Source organism: Rhodanobacter sp. KK11, assembly GCF_033345435.1.
In the GTDB taxonomy this organism is placed as follows: Bacteria; Pseudomonadota; Gammaproteobacteria; order Xanthomonadales; family Rhodanobacteraceae; genus Rhodanobacter.
This window is the reverse complement of the sequence record NZ_JAWPMI010000006.1, coordinates 128,626-140,281: the sequence shown is the minus strand read 5'-3', so window position 1 is coordinate 140,281 and position 11,656 is coordinate 128,626. Positions and strand designations below refer to the sequence as shown.

Sequence of the window (11,656 nt, the reverse complement as noted above, 5' to 3'; positions counted from 1 at the left end):
GCCAGAGACTTCGGGCTCCCCCCCAGGCAACGAGGTGTCCCCATGACCAGCAAGCTTGCCCGATCGACCCTCACCCTGGCGCTGGCCACGCTGACGCTGGGAATTTCCGCCACCGCGGCGGCGCAGCAAGCCATGACCGAGCCGCAGGCGCAAGGCCGGCTCACCGCGCAGGGCTACACCCGGGTACACGACCTGAAGTTCAAGGATGGCATGTGGCACGCCGAGGCCAGGAGCGCGAACGGCAGTCGGGTGGATCTGCGCATCGACGCGAAGAGCGGCCAGGTGTACCCGGACAAACAGGTGTCGCGGCTGAGCAAACAGGACGTGCGCGCGGCACTGGAAACCCAGGGCTACACGCGGGTGCACGACGTGGACTTCGATGACGGCATGTGGAAGGCCAAGGCCAGGAACTCCGCCGGCAACCGCGTCAAGCTGAAGATCGACGCCACCAGCGGCAAGGTGATCGGCACTTATTAGGGGCTGCTTACCAACACCCCCTGTCAGGGTCCCCGCCCGGCGCCGGATGGACCGGACGTCGCACGCTCTCTACCATCGGGGATTCCTTTCCCCGACAGGTGACGCCCGTGAAGCGATTGCTCCTTTCCGTCCTGATCATGGCCGCGTGTTCGGCGGCCCAGGCCACCGACGCGCCGACCTTCAGCACCGAGCGCCTGTCCGCCGAGGTGAAGGCGCTGTCTTCGGACGCGTTCGAGGGCCGCGGCCCGGCCACGCCGGCCGAGGCCAGGACCATCGACTACGTGGTGGCGCAGATGAAAGCCGCCGGGCTGCAACCCGGCGGCGACCTCAAGGACGGCAAGCGCAGCTGGACCCAGGCGGTGCCGCTGCGGCGCAGCCGGATCGTCGGCACGCCCGCGCTGAAGCTGAGCCTCGGCGGCAAGCAGGAAACGCTGACCCAGGGCGAGCAGATCGCCGTGCGCGCGCCGATGGACGGCTCGACCACGGTGGCAATCGAGAACGCGCCGCTGGTGTTCGTGGGCTACGGCGTGAAGGCGCCGGAGCGCAACTGGGACGACTTCAAGGGCGTCGACCTGCACGGCAAGATCGCCGTGGCGTTGATCAACGACCCCGACTTCGAGACCGGCCACGGCGACTTCGGCGGCAAGGCGATGACCTACTACGGCCGCTGGACCTACAAGTACGAGGAGGCCGCGCGGCAGGGTGCGCTGGGCCTGCTGATCGTGCACGAGACCGCACCCGCTTCTTACGGCTGGGCCACGGTGAAGAACTCCAACACCAACGCGATGTTCGACATCGTGCGCGACAAGCCCGGCTCCGTGCATCCGGAGCTGGAAGGCTGGATCCAGCGCGATCTCGCGGTACGCATGTTCAGGCACGCCGGGCTGGATTTCGACGCGTTGAAGAAGCAGGCGCAGACGCGCGACTTCAAGCCGGTCACGCTGGAAGGCGAGAGCCTGTCGGCGAACTTCAAGGTCGACGCCGAGGTGATCACCTCGCACAACATCGTGGGCCGCGTCGAAGGCAGCAAGCGCCCGGACGAGACGGTGATCTACAGCGCGCACTGGGACCACCTCGGCGTCGGCGCGCCCGACGCGAAGGGCGACCGCATCTACAACGGCGCGGTCGACAACGCCACCGGCACCGCGGCGCTGATCGAGATGGGCCGCGCCTTCGCGCAGGGGCCGAAACCCGAGCGCTCGGTGGTGTTCCTCAACGTCACCGCCGAGGAGAAAGGCCTGCTCGGCTCCGAGTATTACGCCGCCAACCCGCTGTACCCGTCGGCCACCACGGTGGGCGTGCTCAATCTGGACGCGCTCGACCCGCACGGTCCGGCGCGCAACTTCACCATCTCCGGCAGCGCGAAGCTGGACCTGCTGGACGACCTGATCGCCGAAGCGAAACGGCACGGCATGACCTACACCGCCGACCCGAAGCCGGAGGCCGGCTATTTCTTCCGCTCCGACCACTTCTCGTTCGCCAAGCGCGGCGTGCCGGCGGTGTCGTTCGGCTCCGGCAACGACTGGGTCGACGGCGGCCTCGAGGCCGGCAAGGCGGCGGAAGACGACTACAACGCCAGGCGCTACCACCAGCCCGCCGACGAATGGCAGGCCAGCTGGCCGTTCACCGGCATGGCGCGCGACCTGCAGCTGCTCTACGCCGTCGGCAGCAATCTGGCGAACTCCGGTCAGTGGCCGAACTGGAGCAGGGACTCCGAGTTCCGCGCACTGCGCGACGCCAGCGCCGCCGAACGCAAATAGCCGTGGCAGTACTCCCTCCCCTGTCCGCAGGGGAGGGCTGGGGTGGGGTCAGCTCTTGATCTTCCCGCCAGCCTGAGCACCCCCTCTCACCCCCTGCACGCAGGGGGAGGAGCAAGAGCGGTCAGTGCCGCCCGCAGGCCCAGCGCAGGAACAGCGGCAGCATCTGCTTCCATGACGCCTGGTTGTGTACGCCGCCGGGCAGCGGAAACAGCGCCGCGTCAGCCTGCCGCGACGGATGCCCCGCACGGTCCAGGTTGATCGAATAGCCGAGCTGCCTCAGCCCGCGCAGGCTGCGCGACGATGCATGGTCACGCCACGCGGGCGAACCACGCGCCGAGGCCGGGCAGATGCAGGTGCTGCCCGTCGAAGCTGCCGCCGGCCAGGCCATGGCCGTCCAGCGGACGCTGGCGCGCGAACGCTGCCGGCAGTGCGAGTTCGGTGGCGGCAGCGGACAGGTTGAACGCCACCAGCACGGTTTCGCCGGCATGGCGACGGGTGAACGCCAGTACCGGCTCGGCGGTGTCGAGGAAGGCGATGTCGCCCCAGCGCAGCGCCGGCTGCGACCGGCGCCAGTGCATGAAGCGGCGGAAACCGCTCAGTGCCGAGGCCGGATCGGCGTCCTGCCGGTTCACCGCCAGCGCGCGGTGCTCCGCCGGCACCGGCAGCCACGGCAGGCCGCGGCTGAAGCCGGCCTGCGCATCGGCATCGCTCCACGGCATCGGCGTGCGGCAGCCGTCGCGGCCCTTGAACTGCGGCCAGAACGCGATGCCGTAGGGATCCCGCAGCGCCTCGTAGGGCAGCATGGCCTCGGTCAGGCCCAGTTCTTCGCCCTGGTAGACGCACACCGAACCGCGCAGCGAGCAGACCATCGCGGTGAGCAGGTTGGCCAGCGACGCCGACGGCCGGTCGCGGCCCCAGCGCGTCAGCACGCGTTCGACGTCGTGGTTGGAGATCGCCCAGCACGGCCAGCCCTCGCTCATCTGCGCCTCCAGCGCGCGCACCGTGTCGCGGATGTAGGCAGCGCTGAAGTCGTCGGTGAGCAGTTCGAAGCTGTAGCCCATGTGCAGGCGGTCGGGCCGGGTGTACTCGGCCATCGTGGCCAGCGAATCCTCCGAGGAGATCTCGCCCAGCGTGGCCGCGCCCGGGTAGCGGTTCACCAGGGCGCGCAGTTCGGCAAGGAAGGCCAGGTTCTCCGGCTGCGTGTTGTTGTAGTAGTGGTACTGGAACGCGTACGGATTGTCCGGACTGAAGCCGCGGCCCACGCGCCTGTCCTTCGGCTTGGGCGGGTTGTCGCGCAGTTGCGCGTCGTGGAAGCAGAAGTTGATTGCGTCCAGGCGGAAGCCGTCCACGCCCTTGTCCAGCCAGAAGCGCACGCTGTCGAGCACCGCCGCGCGCACTTCGGGGTGGTGGAAATTCAGGTCCGGCTGCGAGGTCAGGAAGTTGTGCAGGTAGTACTGGCCGCGGCGCGGCTCCCACTGCCAGGCCGAGCCGCCGAACAGCGACAGCCAGTTGTTCGGCGGGCTGCCGTCGTCCTTCGCCTCGGCCCACACGTACCAGTCGGCCTTCGGGTTGTCGCGGCTTTGCCGGCTTTCGCGAAACCACGCGTGCTCGACCGAGGTGTGGCTGAGCACCTGGTCGATCATCACCTTCAGGCCCAGCGCGTGCGCCTTCGCCAGCAGCGCGTCGAAATCCGCCAACGTGCCGAACAGCGGATCGACGTCGCGCTGGTCGGCGATGTCGTAGCCGAAGTCGGCCATCGGCGACTTGAAGAACGGCGCGATCCAGATCGCGTCCATGCCGAGGCTGGCCACGTAGTCGAGCCGCTCGATGATGCCCGGCAGATCGCCCACGCCGTCGCCGTCGGTGTCGAGGAAACTGCGCGGATAGATCTGGTAGATGACGGCTCCGCGCCACCAGGGTGCATCGGTCATTTGCTTCTCCCGAAAATGCCTGACGGAATGCCGCGGCACGTCCGAAGGCGCCGCTTTTCCGTTCGTCGGGGAGCTTAGCGGGTGCATGTGAGCCCACCGCGGCAGTGCATACGTATTCATCAGATCCTGCTATCGCAAAGCAGCAATGCGCCTGCGCAGCGTCACAGACGACTCCGCGCGGTTGCGCCGAAGCGCGGCGAACATTGGTGCAGTCGCGTTCGCACGGCACCATCGGCCGCGCGGGAAATTCGCGCTGACGATGCGCCCATCGCGTCTTTCGCTGTCGGTTGCGATGCACAGCAGCACAATGAATACGTATGCAGGAACGGTCCGACTGTCGGGAGCCGCCCTACCATGGCTCCCGCGTCCAGACTGTCCTTGCCACGCGCATGCGTGCCGGCCGTCACGACGTTGGGGCTAGAGCAATTACAAAAAGTGACGCGCAACTCCGGGAGGGGACAACGGTGATACTCAAACGCAATGTGCTTGCCTTGGCGCTGGCATCGATCGGTTTCAGCGCCACCTCGGTGGCCTACGCGGCGGCGCCGCAAGTCGGCAACAGCGACCGGGCGATCGGCCAGGACGCGACGACCCAGGACGCCACGTCCACCGCCAAGGCCAAGGCCAAGGCGAAGCAGGACGCCCGCGCCAAGGACCTGCAGGCGATCACGGTGACCGGCTTCAGCCGCAGCGTGGAATCGTCGATCGACATCAAGCGCGACGCCGACACGATCCAGGACGTGATCACCGCCGCCGATATCGGCGGCCTGCCGGACGTATCCATCTCCGACGCGCTGACCCGCCTGCCCGGCGTCTCCGCCGAGCGCATCAACGGCGAGTCCAGTGCGATCAACATTCGCGGACTCTCCGGCGATTTCGTCGAAACCACCCTGGACGGCCGCGAACAGGCTGCCACCAGTGGCAGCCGCGTCACCGAGTTCGACCAATACCCGGCCGAGCTGATCACCCAGGCGGCGGTGTACAAGTCGCCGAAGGCTTCGCTGATCGAGGGTGGCGTGGCCGGCACGGTGGCGATGGACACCGCCAACCCGCTCGAGAACGCCAAGCAGTATTCCGGTGTGCTCAACATGCGCGGCAGTTACAACGACCGCGCCAACGAGACGGTCGGCGCCAACTCCAACGGCTACCGCGTCAGCGCCTCGTTCCAGGGCAAGTTCCTCAACGACACCCTGGGTGTCGCCGCCGGTTTCGCCTCGCTGTACCAGCCGCATGTGGCCGACCAGTTCAACGGTCTGGCCTACAACGGCCAGAAGGATCTGAACGGCGACGGCCAGAACGAATACATCAGCGAAGGCTTCGAACTGCAGCAGAACGGCGGCATGCTTCGCCGCAACGGCTACATGGGCGTGCTGCAGTGGAAACCCAGCGACGGCTTCGAACTGAAGGCCGACGGCTTCTACTCGCAGTTCACGAACAATTCCTCGGGCCGCGGCTTCCGCGTCAAGACGCTGTCCGACGGCATCATCACCAACCCGGCCGTGCTCGCCAACGGCGCCATGGTCGGCGGCACCGTCAGCAGCAACCCGGGCGATCCGTACTTCACGGTGCAGACCACCAGTGACGACAACACGCTGAAGACCAGCGTGCTGTCCGGCGGCCTCAACGCGAAGTGGACCTTCGGCGGCTGGACGATCAGCTCCGACGTCGGCTACTCGCGCGCCAAAAGCGACTTCAACAACGGTGTCACCTGGGGCCTGCTGTACGACGACATGAGCTCGGCGCACCCGAACCCTGCCGCCAACCAGTCGGTCAACTACCAGTTGAACGGCCTCAATCCGGCCACCGTCGGCTTCAACCAGGACTACACCGACTACAACCGCATGGGCCTGGGCAAGGCCGGCGTGTATCCGTACATCTACAAGGACGAGAGCAAGTCGTTCAAGACCGACGTGCGCTACGACTTCGTGGACAACAGCTTCCTGTCCGGCCTCGAGGCCGGCGTGCGCTACGCTCGGCGCACCTACAACGCCGACCGCAGCGCGTTCGAGTACGGCAACGACTTCGGCCAGTACGCAACGGGACAGGAGCCGCTGGCGCTGAACCCGGGCAATGCGCCGAAGGTGTGCTTCAAGGGCAACCTGTCCGGCTTCCCGTGCTTCCTGTCGATCAACACGCTCGCCGTGCTGGGCGCCAACGGCATCACGCCCACGCCGGTGAAGAGCTGGCAGAACAACTGGACGATGATCCAGAGCGCCGAGGTCGATGAGCACATTTCGTCCGGCTATGTGATGGCGGACATCGACACCCGCGTCGGCGACCGCAGCCTCACCGGCAACGTCGGCGTGCGCGTGGTGCACACCTCGCAGTACAGCAACGGCCTGCAGCAGATCGGCAGCGGCCAGGGCGAGGCGATCACTGACCAGCTCGGCGTGGTCAGCACGGACTACATCCATGTGCGCCGCGGCAAGTCGTACACCGACTACCTGCCCTCGTTGAACCTCAACTACCACCTCGACGACAACAACCAGCTGCGTTTCGCCGCGGCCAAGGTGATGTCGCGCCCGCCGTTGAACAAGATGCTCACCGGCTCCGGCTCGTGGATCGACGGCAACAAGTACAACATGTGGGGCAACACCAGCCCGTTCCTCGACCCGTTCTACGCCAAGCAGTACGACCTGTCGTTCGAGCACTACATGCCCGACTCGTCGGGCGCGTTCGCCGCGGCGCTGTTCTACAAGCACATCGATTCGTTCATCGAGAACTATACGATCGACCCGTTCGACTTCGCCGCTGCCGGCATCCAGGTGCCGATCAACCCGGCCACCAGCCAGCCCTACGAGAACGGCCAATACCAGACCGCGGTGAACAACACCAAGGGCGGTTACGTGCGCGGCATCGAGCTGAGCTACTCGCAGGTGTTCAAGTTCCTGCCGGGCGCCTGGTCGGGCCTGGGCTTCGCCGGCAGCTACTCGTACTCGCAGAGCGCGGTGACCTCCACCTCGACCCTGGGCGGCGCCTCGCAGAAGATCGGCCTGCCCGGCCTGTCGCCGAAGGTGATCAACGGCACGCTGTTCTACAGCCTGGGCGGTTTCGACACCCGCGTCTCGGTACGCCATCGCAGCCGCTTCGTCTCCAGCCAGATGGCGATCGATTCGCAGCTGGTGTACTACGCGCCGGAGACCGTGGCCGACTTCCAGGCCTCGTATGCGTTCAACAACGGCCTCAGCGTGCTGTTCCAGGTGAACAACCTCACCGACCAGCCGACCCGCACCTACTTCGGCAACCCGCTGGAGACCGGCACCCTGCAGTGGTTCGGCCGCCAGTACTACATGGGCTTTACCTACGCACTGTAAGGTCGCTGCCGGGCATCGCGTCTATCGCGATGCCCGGTCCGCTCTCCCCTGCCCGGCCCGCTCGCTTCCGGAGCCGGGATTTTTCCGGACCGCTGTGGCAACGGCGTCCGCGCAGATTCCACGGGAGGCCACATGCGACACCCCGCACTCCGTCAGCTTGGCTTCGCCCTCGCCGCACTCACGCTGGCGCTGATCGGCGGCATCGCGCCGGCGCAGCCCGTACCCGTTGGCCATGCTCGCACCGCCGCACCCTCCGGCGTGTGGTACGAGATCTTCGTGCGCAGCTGGTACGACACCGACGGCGACGGCATCGGCGACCTGAATGGCGTCACCGCGAAGCTCGACTACCTGCAGTCGCTCGGCGTCAGCGGCATCTGGCTGATGCCGATCAACCCTTCGCCCAGCTACCACGGCTACGACGTCACCGACTATCGGGCGGTGAACCCGCCGTACGGCACGCTGGCCGATTTCCGCCGCCTGACGGAGGAGGCGCACCGGCGCGGCATCAAGGTCATCATCGACATGGTGATCAACCACACCAGCGACGAAAGCCCGTGGTTCAAGGCCGCGCTGGACCCGCACAGCCGCTACCGCGACTGGTACAGCTGGGCCGGCAAGTACACCGACCTGGCCAGCGGCAGCGCCGCCGGCAGCCGGGCCTGGCAGGCGGCGGGCAAGCAACACTACCTGGGCATCTTCGCGTCGGGCATGCCCGACCTGAACTACGACAACCCGGCGGTGCGCGCCGAGATGATCGCGGCCGGCCGGTTCTGGCTGCAGCAGGGCGCGGACGGCTTCCGTCTCGACGCGGCCCGGCACATCTACGAGAACTTTCCCTGGGACGCGGACGACCCCGCCACGCTGGCGAAAAACCTCGACTGGTGGAACGCCTACCGCCGCGGCCTCGACGCGGTGAACCCGCACGCCCGGCTGGTCGGCGAGGTGACGCAGCCCGCCGCTTCGCAACTGGCGCCCTACCTGAAACCGCTGGACGCGGTGTTCAACTTCCCGCTGGCGGCGCAGCTGATCGACGCGGCGAAGAGCGAGCGCAACCAGGGGCTCGCCCCCACGCTCGAGCGCAGCTACGCCAGCTACCGCCACGCCTGCCGCTGCGACACGATCAGGGACGCGCCGTTCCTCTCCAACCACGACCAGGAACGCGTGATGAGCCAGCTCGACGGCAACGCTCGGCACATGCGCATGGCCGCTGCCATGCTGCTCACGCTGCCGGGCGAACCGTTCCTCTACTACGGCGAGGAGCTGGGCATGCTGGGCAGGAAACCCGACCCCGCGCTGCGCGGACCGATGCGCTGGCAGGCCTCGCCCGCCACCCGTGGCGAAACCCGCTGGAAAGCGGTGGACGCCGCCAACCTGCCGCTGTCGGTGGCCGCGCAGCAAGCCGACTCGCACTCGCTGCTGAACCGCTACAGGGAGCTTGTCCACTGGCGCATCGAAATCCCGGCGCTGCGCGCAGGCGGTTTTGCCGCTTACCCGCACGCGAGCGACCACCTGGCCGCGTGGCAGCGCCCGTTGCCCGGGGGCGGCGTGCTGGTGGTACACAACCTCTCCGGCCAGACGCAGACGATGGCGCTGGACGTGCCGGATGAACCACGCTACACGCGCGTGCTCGAGGCAACCGGCACGGGCGCCACGATCCATGACAACACGCTCAGCGTGCCGGCCTACACCAGCGTGGTACTGCAATGACGACGCGACGCAGCCCGCTTTCCCTGGCCCTCGCCAGCTTCCTGCTGCTGGCCACGCCGGCGGTTTCGCTGGCGGGCACAGCGGTTGCAGCCATCTCCGCCGACGCGCATGCCCTGGCGTTCCGCATCGGCGGCACGGCGTTGTCGGTACGGCTGGCCGGCAACGGCGTGCTGCACGTGCAGGCCTTGCCGCAAGGCGCCAGCGACGTGCCGACCCTGGTGATGGATCCGCATGCCGCGCCATTCGCCGACGACACCGCCCGCGTGCAACGCGACGATGACGGCGCCACGCTGGCCGATGCACGGCTCAGTGCGCGCTGGAACCGCAAGGCCGAAACGCTCACGCTCGCCGACGCGCAGCACCGTCCGCTGCTCACGCTCGATCTCGCCGCTCTCGCGCAAGGCCGCGTCGTGCTGGGTCATGCGCGTGCTGATGCGCTCTACGGCATCGCCGGCTACGACAAGGACGCCGATGCCTCCGCCGGCCTGCTGCGCAGCGGTGCGTGGGTGGCCAAGGCCGGCGAGCAGGGCCACGCCGGCGCGCCGTTCGTGTGGAGCACCACGGGCTGGGGCGTGCTGGTGGACAGCGACGGCGCCGACTTCGCCTCGCACGCTGCGCGCCTCGTCGTCGACAAGCTTTCCAGGCCGGCCGTGGACGTCTACCTGATGGCCGGCACGCCGCCCCAGCTATTCGCCGGACTGGCCGATCTCTCCGGCCGCACGCCGCTGTTCCCGAAGTGGGCGATGGGCTTCACCAACAGCCAGTGGGGCATCGACCAGAAGGAACTGCTGCAGATCGTCGACACCTATCGCATGAAGCACATCCCGCTCGACAACATCACGCTGGACTTCGACTGGAAGGCCTGGGGCGAGGACGACTACGGCGAGTTCCGCTGGAACCCGGCCAAGTTCCCCGACGGCCCCGGCGGCGCGCTGGCGAAGCAGCTGGGCGCCCGCGGCATCCGCCTGACCGGCATCATGAAGCCGCGCATCCACGTCGACACGGTGGAAGGACGCTACGCCAGCGCGCACGGTTTCTGGGTGCCGGGCGAACAAGTCAGCGACGATTATTTCTCGCACAAGCCGGTGAAGGACATCGACTTCGACCTGGCCGCCGCGCGCGACTGGTACGGCAAGCTGGCGATCAAGTACGGCTACGACCACGGCATCGCCGGCTGGTGGAACGACGAGGCGGACACCGTCGGCAGCGACACCGAGTTCATGAACATGCAGCGCGCGCTGTACGACAGCCAGCGCGCCGTGTCGGACCAGCGCGTGTGGTCGATCAACCGCAACTTCTGGCTGGGCGCGCAGCGCTACGCCTACGGCCTGTGGTCGGGCGACATCGCCACCGGCTTCGCCAGCATGGCCGGCCAGCGCGCGCGCATGCTCAGCGCGGTCAACGTGGGCGCGATGCAGTGGGGCATGGACGGCGGCGGCTTCCGCGAGGGCACGCCGACGCCGGAGAACTATGCACGCTGGATCCAGTTCGGCGCGTTCACGCCGATCTTCCGCGTGCATGGCGATTTCGGCCAGAAGCGCCAGCCGTGGGTGTACGGCGCGGTCGCCGAAAAAGCCGCCACCGCGGCGATCCGCCTGCGCTACGCGCTGATCCCGTACATCTACAGCTACGAGCACGCGCGCCGCGCCAGCGGCGTGGGCCTGGTGCGTCCGCTGCTGTTCGACTGGCCGCACGATCCGAAGCTGCGCAACGACGTCGACAGCTGGCTGTTCGGCGACTGGCTGCTGGTGTCGCCGGTGGTGGTCGAGGGCCAGGCCGCCAAGGACATCTACCTGCCTGCCGGACGCTGGACCGACTGGTTCAGCGGCAAGAGCTACGACGGCAGCCAGACCATCCGCCTGGCGATCGACAGCAAGACGTTGAGCGACATCCCGCTGTTCGTCCGCGAGGGCGCGATCATCCCCAGCCGCGCCGATCCGGTGGACTACGTGGGCGAACGGCCGCTGACCCAGCTCGACGTCGACGTGTTTCCCGCCGCGCAACGCAGCACGTTCGACTATTACGACGACGACGGCAGCAGCTACGACTACGAACACGGCGCGTACTTCCTGCAATCGCTCTCGGCGCAGCGCCGCGGCGACACGGTGCGACTGGAACTCGGCGTCGCAACCGGCAGCTTCAAGCCGGCGCTGCGCTTCTACCTGCTGAAGGTGCACGGCCATGCAGCCGGTGCAGTCACCGGCAACGGCAAGCGCCTGCCGTCCTACGCCGACCCGGACACCCTGCAGCGCAGCCCGGGCGAAGGCTGGGCCAGCGGCCGCGATCGTTTCGGCGCGGTGACCTGGGTGCGGATCGCCGCCGGCACGGCGCAGGCCGTGGTGCTTTCATCCGGGCATTGAACGCGGCGGATTTCCCGCGACAGTGGACGCGCTGGCCGGGGCGTACGAGACTCTCCGCCTCGGTGTCATCGTGTGCGCCCCGCCCGCCCTCGCGCCGACATGGACAT

General features: G+C 67.8%; 6 protein-coding genes. 5 read left to right on the top strand and 1 reads right to left on the bottom strand.

The features are described 5' to 3' along the window. Positions 1 to 42: 42 nt before the first annotated feature. Positions 43 to 477: a PepSY domain-containing protein gene (locus R5H19_RS17385; protein WP_318160320.1), complete on the top strand. Its 435-nt coding sequence runs from the start codon at positions 43 to 45 to the stop codon at positions 475 to 477. Positions 478 to 584: 107 nt separating this feature from the next. Beyond that, on the top strand, positions 585 to 2,237 hold the full coding sequence (locus tag R5H19_RS17380; protein ID WP_318160319.1) for a M28 family metallopeptidase: 1,653 nt from the start codon (positions 585 to 587) through the stop codon (positions 2,235 to 2,237). 308 nt (positions 2,238 to 2,545) lie between these two features. Here the strand turns inward: R5H19_RS17380 and R5H19_RS17375 are convergent, their stop codons facing one another. After that, positions 2,546 to 4,168, bottom strand: coding sequence for an alpha-glucosidase family protein (locus R5H19_RS17375; protein ID WP_318160318.1), 1,623 nt, complete (start codon positions 4,166 to 4,168; stop codon positions 2,546 to 2,548). A 464-nt stretch (positions 4,169 to 4,632) separates the two neighbouring features. Between R5H19_RS17375 and R5H19_RS17370 the strand changes: the two genes are divergently transcribed. From R5H19_RS17370 to R5H19_RS17360, 3 genes are all read left to right on the top strand, one after another. Beyond that, positions 4,633 to 7,482 (top strand): TonB-dependent receptor, encoded by a 2,850-nt coding sequence (locus R5H19_RS17370; RefSeq protein ID WP_318160317.1) that lies wholly within the window; start codon positions 4,633 to 4,635, stop codon positions 7,480 to 7,482. A gap of 132 nt (positions 7,483 to 7,614) precedes the next feature. Further along, a complete protein-coding gene (locus R5H19_RS17365; RefSeq protein WP_318160316.1) occupies positions 7,615 to 9,189 on the top strand; it encodes an alpha-amylase family glycosyl hydrolase in 1,575 nt (524 codons plus the stop codon). Beyond that, complete coding sequence (locus R5H19_RS17360) at positions 9,186 to 11,549, top strand: TIM-barrel domain-containing protein (protein ID WP_318160315.1); 2,364 nt, start codon at positions 9,186 to 9,188, stop codon at positions 11,547 to 11,549. The genes R5H19_RS17365 and R5H19_RS17360 overlap by 4 nt, the downstream gene beginning before the upstream one ends. The last annotated feature ends 107 nt before the right edge of the window (positions 11,550 to 11,656 follow it).